General features: G+C 69.7%; 17 protein-coding genes and 1 pseudogene. 6 read left to right on the top strand and 12 right to left on the bottom strand.

Annotated elements, in window-relative coordinates; genetic code table 11:
• Positions 1-8 precede the first annotated feature (8 nt).
• Positions 9-3542 carry a response regulator gene (locus tag UAA55_RS04155; RefSeq protein WP_322951397.1) on the top strand — a complete coding sequence of 1178 codons (3534 nt, stop codon included), beginning with the start codon at positions 9-11 and terminating at the stop codon, positions 3540-3542.
• 50 nt (positions 3543-3592) lie between these two features.
• On the opposite strand, the gene UAA55_RS04150 is transcribed toward UAA55_RS04155, so the two are convergent.
• The 8 genes from UAA55_RS04150 to UAA55_RS04115 all read right to left on the bottom strand — a co-directional run bounded on the left by UAA55_RS04150 (position 3593) and on the right by UAA55_RS04115 (position 11714).
• Entirely contained in the window at positions 3593-4348 is a 756-nt protein-coding gene (locus UAA55_RS04150; RefSeq protein WP_322951396.1) for a proteasome-type protease, read from the bottom strand.
• A gap of 225 nt (positions 4349-4573) precedes the next feature.
• Positions 4574-5524, bottom strand: a complete 951-nt coding sequence (locus UAA55_RS04145; RefSeq protein ID WP_322951395.1) for an alpha-E domain-containing protein — start codon at positions 5522-5524, stop codon at positions 4574-4576.
• A gap of 3 nt (positions 5525-5527) precedes the next feature.
• A complete protein-coding gene (locus UAA55_RS04140) occupies positions 5528-6949 on the bottom strand; it encodes a circularly permuted type 2 ATP-grasp protein (protein ID WP_322951394.1) in 1422 nt (473 codons plus the stop codon).
• Positions 6950-7343: 394 nt separating this feature from the next.
• Entirely contained in the window at positions 7344-8234 is an 891-nt protein-coding gene (locus tag UAA55_RS04135) for a LysR family transcriptional regulator (RefSeq protein ID WP_322951393.1), read from the bottom strand.
• 105 nt (positions 8235-8339) lie between these two features.
• On the bottom strand, positions 8340-9275 hold the full coding sequence (locus UAA55_RS04130; RefSeq protein WP_322951392.1) for a hypothetical protein: 936 nt from the start codon (positions 9273-9275) through the stop codon (positions 8340-8342).
• 8 nt (positions 9276-9283) lie between these two features.
• Positions 9284-10756 carry a radical SAM family RiPP maturation amino acid epimerase gene (locus UAA55_RS04125; protein ID WP_322951391.1) on the bottom strand — a complete coding sequence of 491 codons (1473 nt, stop codon included), beginning with the start codon at positions 10754-10756 and terminating at the stop codon, positions 9284-9286.
• A 49-nt stretch (positions 10757-10805) separates the two neighbouring features.
• Positions 10806-11249: a Nif11-like leader peptide family natural product precursor gene (locus UAA55_RS04120; protein ID WP_322951390.1), complete on the bottom strand. Its 444-nt coding sequence runs from the start codon at positions 11247-11249 to the stop codon at positions 10806-10808.
• Between the two features lie 51 nt (positions 11250-11300).
• Entirely contained in the window at positions 11301-11714 is a 414-nt protein-coding gene (locus UAA55_RS04115; RefSeq protein WP_322951389.1) for a Nif11 family protein, read from the bottom strand.
• A 516-nt stretch (positions 11715-12230) separates the two neighbouring features.
• Between UAA55_RS04115 and UAA55_RS04110 the strand changes: the two genes are divergently transcribed.
• On the top strand, positions 12231-14651 hold the full coding sequence (locus tag UAA55_RS04110; RefSeq protein ID WP_322951388.1) for an ABC transporter permease: 2421 nt from the start codon (positions 12231-12233) through the stop codon (positions 14649-14651).
• Positions 14652-14705: 54 nt separating this feature from the next.
• Here the strand turns inward: UAA55_RS04110 and UAA55_RS04105 are convergent, their stop codons facing one another.
• The 3 genes from UAA55_RS04105 to UAA55_RS04095 form a co-directional block, all read right to left on the bottom strand.
• Positions 14706-15740 carry a YeiH family protein gene (locus tag UAA55_RS04105; protein ID WP_322951387.1) on the bottom strand — a complete coding sequence of 345 codons (1035 nt, stop codon included), beginning with the start codon at positions 15738-15740 and terminating at the stop codon, positions 14706-14708.
• Between the two features lie 119 nt (positions 15741-15859).
• On the bottom strand, positions 15860-16981 hold the full coding sequence (locus UAA55_RS04100; RefSeq protein ID WP_322951386.1) for a D-alanyl-D-alanine carboxypeptidase family protein: 1122 nt from the start codon (positions 16979-16981) through the stop codon (positions 15860-15862).
• 141 nt (positions 16982-17122) lie between these two features.
• The gene (locus UAA55_RS04095; protein WP_322951385.1) at positions 17123-17893 is read right to left on the bottom strand and encodes an SDR family NAD(P)-dependent oxidoreductase; all 771 of its coding nucleotides are present in this window, start codon (positions 17891-17893) and stop codon (positions 17123-17125) included.
• Positions 17894-18024: 131 nt separating this feature from the next.
• Between UAA55_RS04095 and UAA55_RS04090 the strand changes: the two genes are divergently transcribed.
• From UAA55_RS04090 to UAA55_RS04080, 3 genes and pseudogenes are all read left to right on the top strand, one after another.
• A complete protein-coding gene (locus tag UAA55_RS04090) occupies positions 18025-18615 on the top strand; it encodes an AraC family transcriptional regulator (protein WP_322951384.1) in 591 nt (196 codons plus the stop codon).
• Positions 18616-18690: 75 nt separating this feature from the next.
• A complete protein-coding gene (locus UAA55_RS04085; RefSeq protein WP_322951383.1) occupies positions 18691-19143 on the top strand; it encodes a DMT family transporter in 453 nt (150 codons plus the stop codon).
• A 72-nt stretch (positions 19144-19215) separates the two neighbouring features.
• Positions 19216-20277 (top strand): annotated as a pseudogene (locus UAA55_RS04080) (MFS transporter); the annotation flags it as partial.
• Between the two features lie 74 nt (positions 20278-20351).
• On the opposite strand, the gene UAA55_RS04075 reads toward UAA55_RS04080, so the two are convergent.
• The gene (locus UAA55_RS04075; RefSeq protein WP_322951382.1) at positions 20352-21692 is read right to left on the bottom strand and encodes an NAD(P)/FAD-dependent oxidoreductase; all 1341 of its coding nucleotides are present in this window, start codon (positions 21690-21692) and stop codon (positions 20352-20354) included.
• A 254-nt stretch (positions 21693-21946) separates the two neighbouring features.
• Here UAA55_RS04075 and UAA55_RS04070 point away from each other — a divergent pair, with 254 nt between their 5' ends.
• Positions 21947-23530: a hypothetical protein gene (locus tag UAA55_RS04070; RefSeq protein ID WP_322951381.1), complete on the top strand. Its 1584-nt coding sequence runs from the start codon at positions 21947-21949 to the stop codon at positions 23528-23530.

The following is a 23530-nucleotide window of genomic DNA, read 5'->3' as shown; positions in this document are numbered from 1 at the left end:
ATGACGGCTTGCCACGCCACTACCTGAAGCTGCACGGCAAAGGCCTGCGGGCCCGGCTGCAAATCCTGCTGCTGGTGGTGGTGGCCCCGCTCACCGCCCTGTCCATCGCCGACTACGGCGCCCGCCGGTCGGAGGCCATCGCGGGCGCCCAGGCCCAGGCCCTGGGCCTATCGCACGCCTTGGCCGGGCAGCAGGCCATGCTGATCACCCAGGCCCGGCACATCGCCGACACGCTGGTCAGCGAAAGCGCCCGCCTGCCGGTGGAGGAGTGCGTGCAGGACGCGCGGCTGATGAAGGTGGCCCACCCCTGGATCACCAACGTCAACCTGATGGGGCCGGACGGCCAGGCCTTCTGCTCCTCCTCCGGACCGCCCTTCCAGAACTTCGCCGACCGCGACTATTTCCAGACCCTGATCAAGACCGGCCAGCCCACCATCAGCGACTTCCTGATCGGCCGCACCTCGGGCAAGCCCGTCATGGTGGTGGCGCAGATGCAGGCCACGCCCAAGGGTGACGTCGCCCGGGTGGCCAGCACCGCCATCAGCCTGCAATGGCTGGAGGATATGGGCCGCCAGCTGGTGGAGAGGCGCCGCGCCGTGTTCCTGGCCGTGGACCGCCACGGCCACATCCTGGCGCGATATCCGGATTCAGGCGCCGAGGTGGGGGACGGCGACCCCCAGTCGCCGTTGATCAGTGCCATCCTGGCCACGCCGGACGGCAACGCCGACACCGTCGACTTGCGGGGCGTGGGCCGGCTGTTCGGCATCGCCAGCGTGGGCGACACCGGCGCCCGCGTGGCCGTGGGCCTGTCCAAGGCGGAGGTGTTGGCCGCGGCCAACATCGATTTCCGCCGCAACCTTGTGGTGGTGCTGGCCGTCACCCTGCTGGCCTTCGCCCTGGGTGTGGCGGGGCTGGAGCTGTCGGTGCTGCGCTGGCTGCGCGCCCTGGGCGACGCGGCGCAACGCATCGCCGCCGGCGACCGGGCCATCCATATCGACAGCCCCGGCAGCGGACCGGAGCTGGAGGCCGTGGCCCAGGCCTTCAACGCCATGGCCGACGCCGTCGCCCGGCAGGAGCAGGAACTGGTGGCGCGGGAGGAGCGATTCCGCGATCTGACGGAGGTGTCGACCGACTGGTACTGGGAAACGGATGAAACCCACCGCCTGACCTACATCTCCGAAGGGGTGCAGTTCGTGGGCATCGACATGACCCAACTGCTGGGCCGGACGCGGCGGGAACTGTCAGCCGACGCCGACGCCGCCCACTGGGCGGTCTACGAGGGCTTCCTGAACACCCGCACGCCCTTTCGCGACTTCACCTATTCCGTTCCCGGCCCCGACGACCAGATCCGGCACGTGGAGATCTCGGGCCGGCCCTACCACGGGCCCGACGGCCGCTTCCGCGGCTTCCGTGGGGTGGGACGCAATATCACCCCCCTGGTGGAGGCGCGCCGGCACCTGCAGGAACGCGACCGGCTGTTGACCACCGTCCTGGAATCCATCGACCAAGGCATCGTCGCCTTCGACGCCCAACTGCGCCTGTCCATCCGCAACCGGCACTTCCTGGACCTGATGGGCCTGCGGGCGGAGGACTGCCCGCCCGGGCTGCCTCTGGCGGAGGTCGAGCCCCTGCTGAAGGACGGCGCCGCCGACCCGTTGGCGGGCCTGCGCTCATCGGAGCCCATGACCTATGAACTGACCCGGGCCGACGGCAGCACGCTGGAGGCGCGGGCCATCCCCATGCCGGGCAGCGGCTTCGTCGTCAGCTATATGGACATGACCTTGCAGCGGCGGCAGGTCAGCGACCTTATCGACGCCCGTGACCGCCTGGCCGCCCAGGCGCGGGAGTTGCGCACCCTGGCGGAGGAGCTGGACGCCGCCCGCCGTTCCGCCGAGGCGGCCAACGCCGCCAAGTCCGACTTCCTGGCCAATATGAGCCATGAGATCCGCACGCCCATGAACGGGGTCATGGGCATGGTCCAGCTGCTGCTGGAAAGCCCCCTGACCGCCGATCAGGCGGCGTACGCCACCATCATCCGCGACAGCGCCGACGCCCTGCTGTCCATCATCAACGACATCCTTGACGTCTCGAAACTGGAAGCGGGGCGGGTGGAACTGGAGGAGGTGCCGTTCGCCCTTGCCGACGTCACCGCCGGCGTGCTGGCCATCCTCGAGCCGCGCGCCCGCGACAAGGGCATCCGGCTGGAAACGATGGTGGTGGGCGCCGCCCCCGGCCATTACCGGGGCGACCCGTTCCGCCTGCGCCAGGTGCTGCTGAACCTGGTGGGCAACGCCGTGAAGTTCACGGAAAAGGGGTCGGTCACGCTGGAGGTGGAGGTGGGCATCGCCAAGGATGGTCTGGTGCCCCTGCACTTCGCCGTGCGCGACACGGGCATCGGCATCAGCGCGCCGGCCCAGGCGCAGTTGTTCCGCAAGTTCGGCCAGGCCGACACCTCGATCTCCCGCCGTTTCGGCGGATCGGGCCTGGGCCTGGCCATATCCCAGCGGCTGGTCGCCCTGATGGGCGGCGCCATCACCCTGGACAGCACGCTGAACCAGGGCAGCACCTTCGCCTTCACCGTGCGCCTGCCGGTGGCGCGCGCCAAGGACATGGCCAAGGTGCAGGCGCCATCACCGTCACGAACGCCGCCGGCGGCGCCCCCGCGCCCCAGCCCGTCGCCCAAGGCCGGCCGGCCGGGCCTGCCTACCGGCAACGGCGCCCGCCTGCTGGTGGTGGACGACAACTACATCAACCAGACGGTCGCCAGGACCATGCTGGAGAAGCTGGGCTATCACGTCACCCTGGCCGGGGACGCGCGCACGGCGCTGGAGCTTTATGAGCGCGAGGCCTTCCACGCCGTGCTGATGGACATCCAGATGCCGGAAATGGACGGCGTGCAGGCCACCCAGCGCATCCGCCGCATCCAAACGGCGGCGGGCCGGCCGCGCACGCCCGTCATCGCCATGACGGCCAACGCCATGACCGGCATGCGCGAGGAATATCTGGCGGCCGGCATGGACGACTATATCGCCAAACCCTTCGCCCTGCCCACCCTGGCCACCACTGTGGCGCGCTGGGTGGCGGCGGGCGGCTCCATCGAGGACAGTGTGGAAGCAGCCGTTCCCGCCACCCCCGCCGCCTTAACCCCGGCACCGGCTCCAACGGCGTCGGCGGCCCAGCCGCCGGTGCTGGACCCAGCCCCCCTGCGCCAGCTGGCTGAACTGTTGGACACCGACACCCTGGCCGACCTGGTCATGTCATCGGTGAACGAATGTGAGGCGCGCGTGGCGGCGCTGGAGACCCTGGCGAACACCAGCGACACCGACGCCATGGCCAGGGCCGCCCATACCCTGATCGCCACGGCCGGCGATATCGGGCTGCGCCAGATGCAGGCCATGGCCACCCGCATCCAGGCCAGCGCGCGCGCCGGCAAGGCGGACGCGTGCCAGCCCGAGATCGCCGCCTTGGCGGCGGCCTTGCCCGCCGGCCTGGCCGCGGTGGCCGCCGTGCTGAAGCCGCTGCTGAAGAGGAATGAAGGATGATACCAAACTGCGTTGAGTTGAACTCATCGCGGCTTGGTGTCGGCGGCGCCTTAACCTTGCCGCTTACCCGACCACCATTCATCGGCCGTGGGCAGGGTGCCGTAGCTCTGGCGCAAGGCGTTGGACCAGTGGTCGCGCACATGCTGGAAATAGCTGTCGGTCTCGGTGATGCGGCGGTGGATGCGCAGTTGCAGGTCGTCACGGTGGTAGACGGCCAGGTCGATGGGCATGCCCACCGACAGGTTGCTGCGCAGGGTGCTGTCCATGGAGACCAGCACCAGCTTCACCCCGTCCTGCACCGGCGTGTCGTAGGAGACGACGCGGTCCAGGATGGGCTTGCCGTACTTGTGCTCCCCGATCTGCAGATAGGGTGTTTCGGGCGTGGCCTCGATGAAATTGCCCGGGGAATAAATCTGAAACAGGCGCATGCCCCGGCCCCTGATCTGCCCACCCAGCAGGAACGAAGCGTCGAAGCCCACGCCCTGCGCCTTCATGGCCAGGCCGTCGCTGTTGTAGACATCGCGGATGGCGGCCCCCACCAGCTGGGCGGCGCGGAACATGGACGGCACGGTGGCGAGCGTCTCCGGGTCGGCATCGCCGATGGAAACGCCTTCCTGCAGGCGGTTCACCACCGACTGGCTGATGGACAGGTTGCCGGCCGTCAGCAGGACCATGCAGCGCTCGCCCGGGGTTTCGAACCGGTGCATCTTGCAGAAGGTGGAGATGTTGTCGACCCCGGCGTTGGTGCGGGTGTCGGACAGCATCACCAGCCCAGCCTTCAGGAACAGGGCGACGCAATAGGTCATCTCTAGGCCTCAACATGCGGGACGCCGTCCTTGACGGGCGGCTTTCTTCTTCAAGTGAGGGATGGGCGCCCCGACGGACAGGGCCCCTATCCCCTTGCCCCGTCATACCCCGAAACCAGCGGCCGCCACCAGAGGGCGCGCACGTTAAGTATTGGCGATGGCTGGAAAACGCAACGAATGGACCCGGCCCGGGAAGAATCCGGGACCGGGCCCCATCGCGACGGCTCAGCGGACGTTGAGGTAGAAGCCGCTGATCTCCTGCCCCAGGCGCAGCATGTCGTCGATGAACTGCGTCACGTATTCATGCAGGCCGAACTGGAAGATGTCCTCCACCCGGCCATAGCGCAGCCGGGCATGGATCTCGCCCGCCAGGCGGTGGCATTCGCCCTTCTGGCCGCCATAGCGCACGGCCAAGGCCTCCAGCAGATCCACCACATGGGCCAGGCAGGCCACCAGGGACCGGGGCATTTCCGGCTTCAGGATCAGCAGTTCGGCGATCAGCCAGGGCTTCAGACGGTCGTGATAGACCCAGTGGTAGCTGCGCAGCGCCGAGACGGCCCGCAGGATGCTCTGCCACTGATAGTAATCCAGCACCCCGCCCACGCCCTCATGGTCCGGCAGCAGGACGTGGTACTTGACGTCCAGGATGCGGGCGGTGTTGTCCGCCCGTTCCAGCAGCGTGCCCAGGTGGGTGAACAGGTAGCCATCGTTGCGCAGCATGGTGTTGGCGTAGCTGCCGCAGAACAGCAGGGAACGCTGGACCACCCAGTCCATCAGGCCGGGCAGGCTGTCCGCCGCCAGGCGGTCGGCCTTCAGGGCCCGGGTCTGCTGCCAGGTCTCGTTCAGCGCCTCCCACGTGTCCACGGTCAGGGCGGTGCGCACGGCCCGGCCGTTGCGGCGGGCGGTCTCGATGCAGGACACGATGCTGGACGGGTTTTCCGGGTCCAGCACCAGGTAGTCCAGCACCAGGGAGGGAACGATCTCGCCATGCTTGGCGAGGTAGCCCGGCTCCGTCCCCGCCGCCACCAGGGTGGAACGCCATTCGTTGCCCGGATTGTCCAGGGACAGCGACATGTTGGACATGCGGTTGCCCACCTGCACCAGGCGCGCGACGCTGGCCGCCCGTTCCATATAGCGGGCCAGCCAGAACAGTCCGTCTGCGGTACGGCTCAGCATTCGTCAGCGCTCCAGTACCCAGGTGTCTTTGGTGCCGCCGCCCTGGCTGGAATTCACCACCAGGGAGCCCTCGCGCAAGGCCACGCGGGTGAGGCCGCCCGGCACGACCCGGATCTCCCGCCCATTCAGCACGAAGGGCCGCAGGTCGACATGGCGGGGGGCGATGCCCTGTTCGACGAAGGTCGGGCAGGTGGACAGCGCCAGCGTCGGCTGGGCGATGTAATCGGCCGGCCGCGCCCTGATGCGGTCGGCGAACGCCGCCCGATCGGCGGCGGTGGACTGCGGCCCGATCAGCATACCGTAGCCGCCCGACCCGCGCGTCTCCTTCACCACCAGCTCATGCAGGTGCTCCAGCACATACTTCCGGTCGTCGTCCCGTTCGCAAAGATAAGTCGGGACGTTCAGCAATATCGGCTCTTCCCCAAGATAGAAGCGGATCATTTCGGGGACGAAAGGATAAATCGCCTTATCGTCCGCGATGCCGGTGCCGACGGCGTTGGCCAGGGTGACCCGGCCGGCGCGATAGGCCGCGAACAGGCCGGGCACACCCAGCGCGCTGTCGGGACGGAAGGTCAGCGGGTCCAGGTAATCGTCGTCGATGCGGCGGTACAGCACATCCACACGCTTCGGCCCCTGGGTGGTGCGCATGTAGACGAAGCCCTCGTCCACGAACAGGTCGCTGCCCTCCACCAGTTCCACGCCCATCTCATCGGCCAGGAACGAGTGTTCGTAATAGGCGCTGTTGTAAGAACCGGGCGTCAGCACCGCCACGGTGGGCGCGTCGCGGCAAGCCGGCGGCGCCACCGACTTCAGCGTGTCCAGCAGGTCTTCCGGGTAGTGGGAGACGGGCGCCAGCTTGTGCATGCCGCAGAGATCGGGCAGCAGACGCAGCATGGCCTCGCGGTTCTCCAGCATGTAGGAGACGCCGGAGGGCGTGCGGCAATTGTCTTCCAGCACATAGAAATTGTCCGGATCCAGGCGGACGATATCGATGCCGGCCACATGGGTGTAGGCGCCGGCCGGGGGCAGGAAGCCCTGCATCTCGGGCCGGAAGCTTTCGTTGCCCAGCACCATGCGCTCCGGCACCTTGCCCGCGCGCAGGATGTGGCGTTCACCATAAACGTCGGCCAGGAAGGCGTTCAGCGCCTTCACCCGCTGTTGCAGGCCCAGTGACAACCTGTCCCATTCGGCCCGCGCCAGCACGCGGGGAATGATGTCGAAGGGGATCAGCCGTTCGGGATCGCCGCCCTCGGTATACACCGCGAAGGTGATGCCCACACGCCGGAACAGCGTTTCCGCCTCGCGGCGCTTCAGTTCCAGTTTGTCGGACGGCATTTCGCGCAGCCATCGCTCGATGTCCGCATACGGGCCGCGCACCTCATCCGACATGCCCATTTCATTGAATGGACCGTCTGCTTTCGCCATAAACCCCTTCCCCATCGGTAGGCCCGACTGATTGGTTGAGCAAGAGCCACGCCAACTCGGCCTAGCCTAGGAACTGCCCAGGAAATATGCGTTCCGCCAAGGGCGCAAAAGCACGGGCGCCCAATGCGCAAGCAGCCGCCCGCTGATTATCGCCCATTAATTGTGCAAATGCCCTTACGACCTTTATACGGGCCCGATGCGGCGACATCTTCACAGGGGTTCCCCTCCTCACCACGCGTCCTCGATCGTACACTGGCCCGTCCGAGCAACCAAAGGGCGCATTTATCCCGTCGGCCTTCAATCGAACAACCCCTGCGCCAGGTCAGGACCCGGCCGCGACGGTCAAATCAGGTTCATTTGAGTGAACAGGGTTTCAACGGGCGGCCCCTATCGCTTAAGCCAAATCCCGACGGCCCATTTCGTCTAGAAAAGCGCTAGCCGCGCGGCTTAGTCCCCGGTCCGCGTGGCGCACCAGGGTGAAGGCGCGCGGCGGCAACGCGAGGGGCACGGGGTGCAGCAGCCCCACCTCGATGCTGCCGCTGGCCACCGAGGCCGACAGCGCGGCCGCCCCGCCCCCCGCCTCCACCGCCGCCCGCACCGCCTCGTTCGAGGGCAGTTCCAGGGCGATGCGCAACGATTCCGTGTCCACCCCCAATGCCGCCAGCGCCGCCAGGAAGGCCGAGCGGGTGCCCGATCCCTGTTCGCGCATGATCCAGGGGGTCCCCCGCATGTCCGCCGGCGCCACCGTTTCGCGGAAGGCCCAGGGGTGGTGGGGGGCCACCACCACCACCAGCTGGTCCAGCGCCACCTGGTGGGCGGAGAGGTCGGGGCTGTCCACCGCCCCCTCGACGAAGCCCAGGTCGGCCGTGCCGTCCAGCACGGCGGCGGCCACCTGGGCGGTGTTCCCGATGGCGAGATCCAGGTCCACGCCCGGATGCCGGTCACGGAATGCCACCAGATGGCGGGGCAGCCAGTAGCTGGCGATGGTCTGGCTGGCCTGCACCCGCAACCGCCCGCGCTGCAGGCCCGACAACTCGGCCAGCGCCCGTTCCGCCATGTCGGCCCGGGCCAGCACGGCCTTGGCCTCGGCCAGGAACAGATGGCCGGCCTCCGTCAGGGTGATGCCGCGGCCCACGCGGTTGAACAGGGCCGTCTGGTAGCGGTCCTCCAGCGCCGCGACGGCGGCGCTGGCCGCCGACTGCGCCAGGTTCAGGGCGCGCGCGGCCCGGGTCACGTGCTGGCGCTCCGCCACCGCCACGAAGATGCGCAACTGTTCCAGCGTCAAGGGAGGGGCCCGTCGTCAGCTACCGCCCGGGATGGCGGCGTCGCCGCCACTGTAGCGCAGGCGGGTGGTCGTGGTGAATTGTCCGGACCAGCCCCGTCCGGCGGCTCACGCCGGCAGATCGAAGCGGGCGAACAGGCTCAGACGCTCTATGGCGGGGGGCAGGCGCTGGCGGATGAACCGGGCGAAGCGGTCCTGGAACAGGTCGCAGGTGAAGGCCAGGCGGCGAATGCCCAGGGCCTGCTGCCGCTGCAAGGCCAGGCGCCACAGCGGCAGGATGGCCACCGCCCCTTCCCGCCCCGGCCGCACGGCGGAGCAGGTCCAGCTCAGCGTGTCCAGGCCGATGCGGCAGGGCAGATGCCAGGCGACCACCCGCCCGCCGCGCAGCAGGGCCAGGCTGAGGGCGGGAACCGCCCTGGCCTCATAGCCGGCCGGGTCGATATTGCGGCGGCGCATCGGGGGCAAGGCGGTCAGGTCGGCGGCCAGATCCATCCGCTGGGCGACATCCACCGTCGACCAGGGAACAACGGCATAGCCCCGGCGGGGCTGGCCATGGACGGCGAGGAAGGGTAGGGCCAGCATGGCCGCCGCCGTGGCCCGCACGACCAGCCGTTCCACCGCCGGCCCCCGCCAACCGCAGCCCTGCAGCAGGGCCGGAGTCAGGACATCGTCGGCGTCGTAGGTGGCGTAATACAGCCCCTGCGGCCGGCCGGCGGCGGCGCAGCATCGGGCCAGGACCCGCAACAGCGCCTGGCGCACCCGGCCGTCGGCATCGTCCTCGGCGGCCAGGCTGACGACCTCGAAGCCATCGTGAGCCAACATGGCCAGGGCCAGGCCACGGGGCCGGCGATCACCGGCGGCGGTCACCTGGTCGGCGGCGACGTGCACCAGGCCACCGGTGCCGGGACCCAGGTGGCGGTGGTACAGCGGGTCGACGAAGGCGGCATAGCGCCGGGAGTCCGCCGCGTCGATGGCGCCCACCCACAGCGCCGCGGCGGCATCCGCCGGCGCGGCCGCCGTGAGGGGGCGGGCGGACGAGGCCATCCGGCCCCTCAGGCGGCTTGCGGCGGCAGGGAGCGGCGCACGCCGCTGATGCCCGGCCGCCCCGGCTCCTCGCTCAGCACCCCCAAGGCGAACAGGCGGTGCAGCAGATTGGCCAGGGCCCGTAGGTCGATCCCGGCCGTCAGGCAGGCGCGGTAAGCGTCGCGCACCGTGCGCCGCCCCTCCAGCAGCAGCGGCAGCAGCAGCGCCGCCGCCGGGTGGTGCACCTGATACCGCAGGCCGGCGTCGCGCAAGGTGAAGCCGGCGGCGTCCGGGGTGGCGGCCAGATCGGGGCGCAGGGCCAGGACGTCGTCCATGGCGAGTTCGTCGGGCACCTGGGCCAGCAGGTGGCGCAGGGCCGCGCCAAACTCATCGGCGGTGGTGAAGGACGCCTCCCCCAGGGTGTGGAAGCCATCGGGACAGGCGTCGGTGGCGCGGGTGGGGGTGATCAGCCGCACCGTGCGCTGCGGCAGGTTGACCAGGAAGCCGGTGACGCAGGCGATAGTGGGATGGTCCTGCGCCTCGTCCAGCGGGCGCTTGGCGGCCGGGCGGCGACGGGCGCGGCCGGCGAAGGCCTTGGCGTTGAGGCTGTCCTGCTGTTGCAGCACCAATTCCACCCCCAGCAGTTCCTCCGCGGTGAAGGCGGCGTGGATCTGCCGCAGCAGCCGGGTGTTGAGCACCGAGAAGCGATTGATGGTGGTCTGGTGACGCTCGGTCAAGGCCAGCACGGCGCGGGTGAGGTCAGGATTCTTCAAGGGCGCGGCGGTGGTGGTCTGCGGCACCACCCCGGTGGCGGCGTGAAAGTCGGCGATGAAGGCGGGATAGTCGGGATTGTCGGCGGGGTCGGTGGCCCAATAGCAGAAGCCGGTGCCGGCGGCGGTGGCGCCGAAAAAGGCCACCGTCTGGGCCAGCATGCCCCGCCACAATGCCTGGTTGTCGGCATAGGGCGCGTGGCCGGCGAAGGCGCCGGCTGAAATGCCGCAGAACCAGCACCCCACCGAGCAGCCGGACGACAGTTCGAAGGCCACCACCGGATGGACGATGGACGAGGCGGTGGATCCCAGTTCGCCACGGCAGCGGGCGATCTGGCGGTGGCGCCAGCGGTCATAGGCCGGGTTGTGCCCGCCGGTGTCGCCGCGCACCACCACCCCGTCGCGGTAGGCGAACTGGCTGACCATGTGCGCCTGCCACAGGCGCACCAGGGGATAGTCGTCGAGATCACCGCCGAAGCCCGGCTCCAGCAGCGGCCGCAGGGCGCGCACGTCCACCGTGATGCCGTGTTCCCGGTGCAGCGCGGCCGCCCCGTCATCCGCATCCTCCCCGCTCTCCACGGCGTGGCCGGCCAGCAGGGCCCCGCAGCCGTCGCGGAACGCCCCGTCGCCCAGGAAACGTTCCAAGCAGCGCTTGATCTCCGCCAACTGGCGCCGCTCCTCCGGCGGGCGGTGAAAAAAAGCCGGTCCCACCGGCGGCGCGCGGTCGGTCATGATCACGCCTTCTGAAAAGGGAGAGGGGCTGAAGAGTGGAAAGGCGGCGTCAGGCGACGGCGGCAACCGTCACCGAGCTGGTGGCCGCCGCCCCCGCCACGGCCACCGCGGCAGCGGCGCCAAGGGCGGAGGAGACGAGGCCGTCAACGGCGGCGGCGGTCGCCACATCGATGGCCGCCGCCCCCACAGCCGCGTTGACGACGGCACCGATGGCGCCACCAGCGGCGGCGATACCCACCGCCACCTTGGAATGGCTGGCCACGGCGCTGTGGTGTTTGCGGGCGGCGGACGCCCCGGTCAGCGTCGCGTCGGTCGCCTCGCCCTCCGGATGCGCGTCCAGATAAGCCTGCACGTCGTCGGCGGTGATGGCGTAGCCATGGGCGTTGGCGTAGGCGACGATGCCGGCGGCGTCACCCAAGCCGGGCAGCGCGTCCAGCATCCGCGGGTTGGCCTGGATATCGGCCAGCAGGCGATCCACTTCGGTTTGGCTCATGATGTCCTCACGGGGCGGGAGAGCGGGGGAAGGAGTGGAGACGGGGACGTGTCAGGCCACGCCTATGGCGGTGGTGGCGGTGGCCGCGGCGATGCCGGCGACATTGATGGCGGCGATGCTGGCCGCCGCCGCCGCGGCCACCACTTCCGAGGCGGCGACACCGCCGATGGCCACCGTGCCGCCCACGGCGGCGGTGTTGGTGATGCCAACCACCACCTGCCCGTGGGCGGTGACGGCGTTGTGATGCTTGCGGGCGGCGGACGCCCCGGTCAACGCCGCGTCGGTCGCCTCACCCTGCGGATGCGCATCCAGATAGGCCTGCACGTCGACGGTGGTGATGGCATAGCCATGGGCGTTGGCGTAGGCGACGATGCCGGCGGCGTCGCCCAGACCGGGCAGCGCCTCCAGGATCCGCGGGTTGGCCTGGATGTCGGCCAGCAGGCGGTCCACTTCGGTCTGACTCATGGCGTTCTTCTCCCATCGTGGATGCCGCTTGCGGGGCGGCCGCCGCAGGGGGCGGGCGGCAATGCCCTGGCGACACATTTCAATTTGTGATAATTTGTTATTAAAGGAATACTCCTAAAAGTAAATTAGCTCAATTATTTTTTCTCCTTATAAGGGCATCCCTCCGTATAGGGTGGTTGTCCGCCGGGTGGCGGCCAGCGGGGCGGAGAACGTGCCGCCACCCGCGCGGAAGCCACTTGCCGCTTGCGCCCCCAGCAGGATCGCGGCCGGCAGGCCTTCCCGCTCAACCGCATCCGAAACGCCCCAACAGATGCCGCGGTCGGGATAGGGTATGGCGTGTTTCACAGATCGCTGTCCGGAAGCGGGCAACGGGGCTGTCCGGAAACGGACAAGGCGCGGTTCCGAACAGTGGCTTCGGGGCCCTGTCTTCAGTGTCATCAATCATTTACCCGATGGTCCGCGCCTTGCTTACAAGTGCCGCGATCCCGAAAACGGGTGGGGAACAGGGAAGCGACCATGCTGTACATCGCGGCAGGCCAGGCCATTCGGTCCTTGCGGCAGGTGAAGGCCGACATTGTCATCAGCCTGGCGGGGCTGGTGGTGGGGTTGACGGCCAGCCTGCTGATGGCGCTGCTGATCCGCGACCAGATGGCCTACGACACCTTCCTGCCCGACCATGCCCGGCTGTACTTGGTGGACAGCGTCCTGGCCCCGGTGGATGAGGACCAGGACACAGGCCCCCTGGTGCGCTGGCGCACATCGCCCGACCTGGCCGCCACCCTGGTGGCGGAGGCGCCGGAGGTGGAGGCCGCCGCCCGCCTGCTGGACGACGCGCGCAAAATCCGGCACGGCGGCGAGGCTTTCCGCGAGTTCGTCACCTGGGTCGACCCGTCCTTCGCCGACATCATGCGCCTGCCGGTGGTGGAGGGGGACCTGAAGGCCAGCCTGGCCGACCCCGGCGCGGTGGCCATGACGCAGACCATGGCGCGCAAGCTGTTCGGGCCGGAGCCCGCCCTGGGCAAGCGCATCGACCTGGACGAGCGCACCACGCTGCGCGTCCGCGCCGTGCTGAAGGACCTGCCCTTCCGCAGCCACATGCACGAGGTGATGCTTCTCGCCTCCTCCGCCTCCGTCTATTCGCCCTTCAGCGCACCCCAGTCCCGTGTCAATGGGCAGCGCACCGACGGGGGCGACACCGACGCGGCTGGGGCGCGGACGCTGGGCGACGTCTACACCTATGTCCGCCTGCGCGACGGGGCGGACCCGGTGGCGGCGCAAGCGACGCTGGACGGGCTGGCGGCCCGGCGCTGGGGGGCGGGGCGTCCAGGCGGCCAGTCGCCGCAGCTCGTGCCCTTGACCGGCCTGCAGCTGCATGCCGGCCTGAACCCCGATCGGCTGAACCGCATGTACATGATCGGCGGCATCGCCCTGCTGACCCTGCTGATCCCCTGCATCAATTTCATCAACATGGCCACGGCCCGCGCCACCCGCCGCGCGGTGGAGGTGGGGGTGCGCAAGATGGGCGGCGCCCGGCGGCGCGACCTGGTGGCGCAATTCATGCTGGAAACGTTGATCCTGGTCAGCATCGCCATGATCATCGCCCTGTCGCTGACCGAGCTGGCCATCCCCCAGGTCAACCGCTTCCTGGACGCGCGGCTGTCCCTGGATGCCGCCTCGCCCGAGGTGGCGGCCATCGTCGCCGGCCTGGGCGTGGGCGTCACGCTGCTGGCGGGATTCTACCCCGCGCTGGTACTGGCCGCGCACCGGCCGGTGGCCATCCTGAAAGGCGGCGGGCCGGGGACGGCGCCACCGGTGGTGGACCGGACGGCCCGGGTGCGCCAGGTGCTGATGATGGGGCAATTCATGCTGCTGGTCATGCTGCTGGTGGGGGCCTCGGTCACCTATCGCCAGCAGCAGTTGCTGACCCGCGACCGCGTCTCCTACGACACCGCCGACATCCTGATCCTGGACGCCAGCTGCCCGGAATCCATCCGCATCGGCCTGCAGCACATCGATGGGGTGAAGGGCGTGGGCTGCACCGGCATGGAAAGCCTGGAGCGCAGCCGCCCGCTGGTGACGGCCACGCTGGACAACGGTCATCCCGTCCGCCTGAATCGCGTGGCGGCCGACCCCGGCTTCCTGCCCGTGTTCCACCTGCCGGCCCTGGCCGGGCAACTGCCGGACCTCAAGCGCCCCAGCACCGTGCGCCACAAGGTGGTGATCAACGAGACGGCGTCGCGGGCGCTGGGCAACGACATGCCGGAGGACGCCCTCGGCCAGGCGCTGCACCTGCCCGGCGTGGACGGCGACGTGCAGGTGGCGGCGGTGGTGCCCGACTTCCCCATGGGGTCGCTGCAGGACAAGATCGCGCCGACCTTCTTCGTCAGCGATCCTGGGCAGTATGAACTGATGTACGTGAAGCTGGCGCCCGGCGACCGCACCCAGACCCTGGCCGCCATCGACACGCTGTGGCGCCGCATGGGGGAGCTGTCGCCCAGCGGCCGCTATTTCTTCGACGACCACCTGAACTCGCTGACCAGCCTGATCCGGCATGAAACGCAGATGATCACCCTGTTCAGCCTGATCAACCTGGGCATGGCCTGCGCCGGCATCTACGGCCTGTCGGCGGTGACGGCGGAGCGGCGCACCAAGGAGATCGGGGTGCGCAAGGTCTATGGCGCCTCATTGGCCGACATCCTGCGGCTGCTGCTGTGGCAGTTCGCCAAGCCCGTGCTGCTGGCCAGCGCGCTGGCCTGGCTGCCGGCCTACCTGTTCCTGAGCCGCTGGCTGGCCGGCTTCGCCTATCATGTGGACATCGGCCCCTGGACCTTCCTGGGCCCCACCGCCTTGGCCCTGGCCATCGCCGCCGCCACCGTGGCCGGCCAGACCATCCTGGTGGCCCGCGCCCGGCCGGTGCTGGCGCTGCGATACGAATAGCAGGAGGCCCACCGGGGCGCCGGCGGGCCTTGTCCTTCAGGGTTGACCGCCGCCTTACGCCCACACCGTGACAATCAGCACCAGGCTAAGGCCGGCGATGAACAGGCTGGCCAGGGCGCCCAGGGCCAGGGGGGCGAAGCCCTTGGCGGCCATGCGGCCGACGTGTGTGTGCAGGCCCATGGCGGCCAGGGCCAAGGTCAGCAGACTGGTGGTGACGCCGGGGGCCCAGTCCTTAACCACGGCGGGAACGGCGTGCAGGCTGTTCAGGGCGACCAAGGCCACGAAGCCCAGGATGAACCACGGCATGGGCATGGGCTGACCGCCGGTCCCCTCCCGCCGACGGCGTAGGGCGCCCAGCGACAGAACCAGGGGAGCCAGCATGGCCACGCGGGTCAGCTTGGCCACCGTGCCGAATTCCCCGGCCTGCTGGCCCGACTGGAAGGCCGCGGCCACCACCTGGGCGATCTCATGGATGGAGGCGCCGGCCCAGAGGCCCAGGGCGCGGGGCGCCAGGTGCAGGGCGGCACCCAGGGCCGGATAGCTCAGCATGGCGATGCTGCCGAAGACCGTGACGCAGGCGACGGCGTAGGCCGCGTCCTCCTCATCCGCCTGGGTGACGGTGTTGGCCGCGACCACGGCCGAGGCGCCGCAGATCGAGGTGCCGGCGGCGATCAGTTCCGCCAGGGGCGCCGGCACGCCCAGCCAGCGGCCCACGGTCTTGGTGAAGACGAAGGTGGCCACCAGACTGAGGGCGATGATGGCCACACCCGTGGGGCCCACCGCCGCGACCTGGGCCGCCGTCAGCTGCAGGCCCAGGAGAGCCACCGCGATGCGCAACAGGCGTTTCAGCACGAAGGTCACGCCCGCCTGGGTCACCGCCGGCAGGCCCACCGCGCTGCGCAGCGCGATGCCCACCACCACGGCCAGGATCATGGGGCTGAACAACCCCAAGGCCGGCACGCGGTGCAGGGCCAGGCCCGCCGCCGCCGGCACCAGGCAATAGCCCAGGCCGGGGATGAGGCGGGTGGCGGAGGCCAGCGCGGGCCAGCGGACGGCGGGTGCGGCGGCGGTATCGGCGGTGTGGACCATGATGGCGGTGCCTTGATGCGAAAGGGGCGCGACCCCGCTGGATCGCGCCCCTCCAACATCACTATTTCACACAAAACCATCCAACAGATTGTTCTGTTGATATTGATCTGTGTTTTAGATCATTCAGCCGCAACCTTGCGATGGTGGCCGTGCGCCTTGCCGGCCATCTTGCCCTTGGCCGCCTTGCCGGCCACCTTCACCGCCTTTGCATGGGCATGGCCTTTGGCCGCCACGTGCGTGCCGGCATGACCCGAGGCCACGCGCTGGTGGGAGGCGGCGGCATGGCCGCGCCGCTGCACCGGCGCCACGGCCACATGCACGGTGCGGGCCCGGCCGGCATGGGCGACGCGGCCCGTGCCCCGGGCGCGGGCCACCCGGGTCAAGGAACGGCCGGCGGCCAGCGCCACCAGCTTGGGGTCGGTGTCCCGGTTGGCGAAGGCGTTGTCCAGCAGGGTTTCCATCAGCTTGTCCCGGGTCTTGGCGCTGCTGCCGCCGAACACCACGCCGAACAGGCGCCGCCCGTCATGCACGGCCGAGGACACCAAGTTGGAGCCCGAGGCGTTGGTGAAGCCGGTCTTCATCCCGTCCATGCCGGGGTAACGGTACATCAGCCGGTTGTGGCCGGTCAGGTGGCGGCCCTCGAAGTCGAACTCCCGGGTGGCGAAGTAATGGTAGTCCTGCGGGAAATCGCGGTGCAGCGCCATGGCCAGGCGGGACATGTCGCGCGCCGTCGTCACCTGTTCCCGATCAGGCAGGCCCGAGGCGTTGCGGAACACGGTGTTGGTCATGCCCAGCTGGTGGGCCTTGTCCGTCATCATGCGGGCGAACACCTGCTCGCTGCCACCGGCCAGGGCCTCGCCCACCACGGTGGCGCCGTCGTTGGCGGAAATGACGATCATGCCCAGGACGCAGTCCTTGACGCTGACCGTCCGCCCGACCTCCAGCCCCAGCTTGGTGGGTTCCTTGTTGGCGGCGTTGCGGGACACCGGCAGCTCATCCTCCCAGTGCAGGCGCCCCTGGTGGATGGCCTCGAAGGTGAGGTAGAGCGTCATCATCTTGGTCAGCGACGCCGGATGGTTCTGCTCATCCGGGTTCACGGCGTTCAGCACCTCGCCCGTGCCGCCGTCGACCACCAGGGAGGCGTAGCCCGCCTGTGCCGGGTGGGTCGCCGCCAGCCCGACGACGACCGTCCCCAGCGCCGCGACAACAGCCCCCATCCGGCCCAGAACGCGCCGCGCCACCCCCATCGCCCCCTTAAATCCCACCGTGCCGCTCCTCTCGCCCCTAGGGTTTCCGAATACTGTTCCTAGGGGTAGAAGATTCGGCGGAATTTGTCCAGGTATAGGGTGGGGTGAAGATGACGCAACAAGATAAAGGGGGATTCACCAGGCGGTGGCGCCGCCGTCGATGGCGAAATCGGCGCCCGTGACCCAGGTGGATTCGTCCGACACCAGGAAGGTGACGGCCCAGCCGATATCCTCTGGCGTGCCCAGGCGGGGCAGCATGATGGCGTCCTGCACCGCCTTGGCGAACTGGGGGTTCTCCAAGGGTTGCCGCGTCGCCTCCGTCACCACCAGGGCGGGGGAGATGGTGTTGACGCGGATGCCGTGGGGCGCCCCCTCCATGGCCAGCTGGCGCGACATGGCCAGCACCGCCCCCTTGCCGGCACAGTGCGCCAAGGCGGGGGAGTTGCGCAGCGCCCGGTAGGCGTTGGCGGAGGCGAAGTTCACCACGGCCCCGCCGCCGCGCCGGATCAGGTGCGGCCAGGCGGCCTTGCAGGCCAGGAACACCAGGTCGACCTCCCCCGTCAGGGTACGGCGCCAGTGCGTCTCATAATCCATGTCCTGCAGCCAGACGAAGGCGCCGAAGGCGGCGGCGTTCACCAGGATGTCGATGCCGCCGTGGCGCGCGACCGCGAACTCCATCAGACGGGCGACGTCATCCGGCCGGGTCATGTCGCAGGGATGCAGGCTGGACAAATCCAACCCCTCCGTCCCCGCCAGCGCCACCGTGGCCTCCGCCCCCGCGGCGTTGATGTCGCAGCCCACCACCTTCGCGCCGTGGCGCGCCAGCATGAGCGCCGTGCCCTGGCCGATGCCGGCGGCGATGCCGGTGACGACCGCGACCTTGCCCGCCAACCGCGTGGATAGCATGCGAACCCTCCCCTGACCCTTGTTCTCCGGGCAGTGTTAGCGAAGACGGTCCGGGCAATCAAAACGGCAATCCCGATACCTGCAATTGACGGTACGATTACGGGCACCCGCATCGCCAAGGCCGCCGTCCCATGGATCCGCCCCCCTCGCCCGCATCCGCCCACGATGAACCCTGGCGTTACTGGCGCCCGGGGGGCGGCACGGCCGTGGAGCTGGGGATGGTGCGCGGCCATGACGTGGCACTGCCCATCCATTTCCATGAGGAAGACCAGGTGACCACCGTCCATGCGGGCGTGCGCCGCTTCGTGATCGGCGGCGCCCTGGTCGAGGTGGCCGCCGGCCAGGCCGTGCGCATCCCCGCCGGCGTGCCGCACCTTTCCCTGCCCAGCCCGGCCGGGGTCGTGTGCACCAACCTCTACCTGCCGCCGGGCGCCCCCCGGCCGCCGGCCGGGATCGACCTGGGTTGGGAAACGGTCACCCGGGCGGCGGCGCTGGCGGGCATGAGCCGAGAGGGCTATTCCCGCCGCTTCAAGCGGCTGCACGGCCTGGCGCCGCAGCAGTTCCGCCTGCTGGATCGGCTGAACGACGCCCGCGCCCTGTTGCGCCAGGGCGAGGCCATCGCCGCCGTGGCGGCGGAGACGGGCTTCGCCGACCAGAGCCACCTGGGCCGCTGTTTCCGCCGCACGTTCGGCGTGACGCCGGGGCGCTACCGCGCGGGCTGAGGTCACACCCGTTCTATAGCGGGGCCGGACGCCCTGCTATCGGTGGTGCATGCTTCACCCTGGGAAAGCCGCCCCATGCCGTCCCTCCCCACCCTGCTCTCCTGCCTGCTGGTGGTCGCCGCCGGCGTCAGCCTGGCCGTGCAGCAGGTGCTGAACGCCAATCTGCGCCTGGCCCTGGGCTCTCCCTGGTGGGCGGGTTTCACCAGCTATCTGGTGGGGATGGCGGCCATGCTGCTGCTGGCGCTGGCGGTGCCAGGCCCCCGGCCGACGGCCGCCACCATGGGCGCCGCGCCTTGGGCGGCGTGGACCGGCGGCCTGTTCGGCGCCACCTTCATCGCCACCGCCATCCTGATGATCCCCCGCCTGGGCGCCGCCACCGTGCTGGCCCTGATCGTGGTGGGGCAGATGCTGTGCGGCCTGGTCATCGACCATGTCGGCGTGCTGGGCGTGCCCCCCCACCCCGCCGGCCCCGCCCGAGTGTTGGGGGCGGCTCTGCTGATCCTGGGCGTCATCCTGGTGCGCCGATAGGCGCCACCGATGCGAGATATCAGAAACCCTGATTTTACCGCCGTGGTCCCCTGCCCTTAATTTACAGGCGGCATGGTTCGGAGGCCGGCGGGAACAGCCCACCCCAACCGTGGCAGGAGGACAACGGACGGGAGGCAATGGCCCGTCCCCCAGGAAGGGTTATTGAACGTGACTTCCAAGAAGAGGACGGCCGGCCTGGCACAGGGCCTGGCGCTGCTGCTGCCTTGCACCATGTCGGTGATGGGCGTCATCGTGCTGGCGCCCGTGCTGCCGCAGATGCTGGAACACTTCAAGGACATGCCCCAGGCGGATTACTGGGTGCCCATGATCCTGACGACGCCGGCGCTGTGCGTCGCCCTGTTCTCCGCCCCCGCCGGCTGGCTGGCCGACCGTTTCGGCCGGCGCCGCCTGCTGATGCTGTCCATGCTGCTGTACGCCGTCTGCGGCGTCGCCCCCCTGGTGCTGGACAATTTCTGGGCCATCCTGGCCAGCCGCGTGGTGGTGGGTGTGACCGAGGCCGCCGTCATGACCCTGACCACCACCCTGATCGGCGACTATTTCAAGGGCCCCGCCCGGGAGAAGTGGCTGGCGCTGCAGACCGCCGTGGCGTCGATGTCCGCCGTGGCGCTGTTCATCGTCGGCGGCGCCCTGGGCGCCATCAGCTGGCGGGCCCCCTTCGCCATCTACGCCAGCAGCCTGCTGCTGCTGGCCGGCGTCCATTTCTTCACCTGGGAACCGGAGGAGACCGAGGACGTCATCCAGCACCCGGAGGCGCACCAGGGCGTGGCCTTCCCCTGGGCGCGGCTGGGCGGCATCTGCGCCATCACCGTCTTCGCCTCCGTCCTTTTCTACACCGTGCAGGTGGACTTGGCCTTGGCCCTGACCAACCGCGGCATCACCGACCCCGCCACCATCGGTGGAATGACGGCGGTGGCCAGCCTGGGCGTGCCGGTGGGCACCATCGTCTTTCAGCGGGCGGCCCGCCTGCCGGTGGCGGTGCTGCTGCTGATCGAATTCGCCATCTGCGGAGTGGGCTTCACCGGCATGGCGCTGACCACGGCCCACGGCTGGCTGTTGGCCTCCGTGGCGCTGAACCAGTTCGGTTGCGGCATGATCCTTCCCACTCTGCTGACCTGGGCCCTGCGCGGCCTGGCCTTCGAGATCCGCGGCCGGGCCACCGGCCTGTGGCAGGGCGTGTTCTCCATCGGTCAGTTCCTCAGCGCCTTCGTCGTCACCGCCCTGTCACACCAATTCGGCGACGTGTTCAGCGCCTTCTTGAGCTTGGGCATCGCCAGCGGCATCGCCGCCCTGCTGGCGCTGGTTGGTGTCGGGTTCAGCGGCAACCGCGCCCGGAGGGCGTTGACGGTCTGAAGGCCGGCGCGGCGGCGGCTTCCTCGAGGGGGCCGCCCCTTTTTCAGGCGCCCAGCAGGTCCGCCACGGCCTCGCCGATGGCCATGGAGGAGGTCAGGCCCGGGCTTTCGATGCCGAACAGGGCCACCAGGCCCGGCAGGCCGTGGACCGACGCCCCGTCCAGGCGGAAGTCGGGCTGCGCCTCCCCCGGTCCAGTGGATTTTGGGCCGTACACCGACATAGTCCGGCACCAGGGCGCCGTCGGGCAGGCCCGGCCAGAAACGCCGGATATCGCGGTAGAAGCCGTCAGCGCGGTTCGGATCCACGCGATAGTCGGGTGCCTCCACGTATTCCAGGTCGGGGCCGAAGCGTGCCTGGCCGCCCAGGTCGCGACGGTAATGCACGCCCAGGGCGCCGGGGATCGGCGGTGGGTAGACCAGGCGCTTGAACGGCGCCCGGCCGTTGAGCGCGAAATAGCTGCCCTTGCCGTAATGGGCCTGGGGGATAAGGTCGGCGGGAAAGCCCTCGATACCCGCCGCCACATCCTGCGCCGCCAAGCCGGGCGCCGTCACCAGCAGGCGGGTGGTGACGGTGGCGGGATCGCGCCCGCCGGTGCGCACGGTGAAGCCGCCCCCATCCAACGACGCGGCCCCCAAGGGCGTCGCCCCCAGGACCGGCGTGCCGGTGACGACGGCGCCGCCACGTCCCTCGATCTCCCCCCGCAACGCCACCATATAGCCGTGACTGTCGAAGATTCCGCTTTCGGGCGACAGCAGGCCGGCCACCGCGCGCAGATCCGGTTCCAGCGCGTGCACCTCGGCGGCGCTCAGCCAGCGCATGCCCTCCACATCGTTGATCCGGGCCTGCCGCAGGATGGCCTCCAGCCGGGGCAATTCCGCCTCGTCCGTCGCCACCACCAGCTTGCCGCACTTGTCATAGGTGACGCCATGGGCATCCAGGAAAGGATAGAGCATGCGCCGGCCGGCGACGCAGAACCGCGCCCGCAGCGAGCCGGTGGGGTAGTAGAGCCCCCCGTGCGCCACCTCGGAATTGCGCGACGACACGCCCTGGCCGATGGCGTCCTCCGCCTCCAACACCGCGATGGTCAGGCCGCGCAGGGCCAGGGCCCGGCCGCAGGCCAGGCCCACGGCCCCCGCGCCCACCACGATCGCGTCGAAATCTGTCTCCATCACCGCCATGCCAGGCTCCCATTCTGCATCGCCGTCAAATCTGCCCGGGTGGCGCCGCGTCGCGCAATGCCGCAGGCGTAATCAAGGTTTCGAACCTTTAAGATAATTGTCGGCCACGGGGGCAGGGGCGTATTACCTTGGGGGATGTTTGTTTACCTGCCGGAAATATCCGGGGTTCACAATGGACGGCGTCGGCGCATGGGCTATGGGGTTGGAAGCATGGGGTTGAGCACGGCCTGCCGCAGCGGCCTTCGGGGCAGGGCATGACCCCGGCGGAGGAGGATCGCGCCCGCACGCTGACCGACCTGGTGGACCGGCTGTCGCCCGAGGCCGCGCGCAAGCTGTTCGAGGAGGTCGACTCCAGCCCCGACCAGAGCCGGGCGGTGGTGCGCCGCGCCCTGATCCAGAAGCTGAACGCCCAGCGCCAGGCCCACGCCCGCCGCCAGTTCACCCAGCTGTTCGAGCCCTTCCTGACCAGCGATCCCTGGCTGCTGCGGGAAGAGTTCCACTGCCCCGGCAGCATCCACCCGCTGGACGTGGGTGGCCTGTGGTCCGCCCTGGCGGCCAAGCCGCTGGCGCCGCTGAGCCGCTCGGTGGACGAGACGCTGTCGGCCCTGGCCCAGGAACAGCCGCTGTTCGTGGTGCTGCGCACGCCCAAGGCCCTGGCCCTGCGCGAGGAGCTGCGCGTGGCAGCCGCCGCGCGCCTGGGCCAGACCCTGCAGGACAAGGCCGCCACCAAGGATCTGCTGGAGGCGATGAACGCCTGGCGCCGGACGGAAGCCGCGCGCAAGAACCTTGGCGTCGTGCCCCGCCCCCTGGTGCTGGCCGACCTGTCGCTGCTGTACGTGCTGCTGGAAAACGGCGGTCCCTATTCCCGCCTGGTCATGAGCCTGAGCGGCAACGACGACAACGGCGGGGCCGATGGCGCCGCCGCCGTGCTGTCCTTCCAGGCGCCGAACGTGCCGGCGGCCCAGGCCAACCAGCTGTCCTTGCTGATGCCCCTGGTGCTGCTGAACCGCCACCGCGCTTACCGGCAGATGAGCGGTTTCCTGGTGCAGGGCCCCACCGACTGGCAGCCGGTGCTGCTGTCGGCCCTGGTGCGCCATCTGGCCCGCACCTGCCAGGTGCTGGCCGACGAGCTGGGCGCCCTGGCCGGCGCCGGCGAGGTGGCCCGCCGCCCCCTGGTCGTCGCCTCCGAACGGCGGGAGCTGCTGGAACGGGAACTGGTCTATCTGGACGACCTGCTGACCCTGTTCGACGAATTCGACCTGCTGCGCGACGGGCGTGAGGCCAGCCTGGCCCACGGCAACCTGGACACCATGATCAAGAAGGTGGAGGGCGCGCTCTACCCCTATCTGTCCATGCGCGTGTCGGTCACCGCCCATGCCAAGGGCCGGGTGGCGCTGGATCACGCCGCCCTGGCCTGGGCGCTGGGCTACACCATGCGCTGGCGCAACACCCTGACGCGCAGCCTGCACTGGGGCACCCGCTACAGCGATTTCCGCGACCGGCTGGTGGAGGATCTGACGGACGCCTACCGCGCCGCCTTCTCCCGCACCGAGGCCGGCGACAGCCGCGAGCGGCTGGGCCAGGCGGTGCGCGCGGCGGAACTGTCCCAGGCCGTGGGTGCGGATTTGCGCGAAAGCATGACCCTGCTGGACCAGGGGCTGGTGCAGACGGCCACCGACCGCCTGCGCGACGCCACCCCCATGACCGGCGCCGAAATGGCCCTGATCACCACCCTGCTGGTGAAGGCGCAGAACGAATTGCGCCGCACCAAGCATTGGCGCGACGCCAACCTGGTGAACTTCGTCACCCTGGCCGAGGGGCGCGGGCTGAAGGGCTGA

This window comes from Nitrospirillum guanabarense (assembly GCF_034653355.1).
Taxonomy (GTDB): Bacteria; Pseudomonadota; Alphaproteobacteria; order Azospirillales; family Azospirillaceae; genus Nitrospirillum.
Note: the sequence above shows the minus strand (reverse complement) of the source record. Positions and strands in the feature narration are given on the sequence as shown.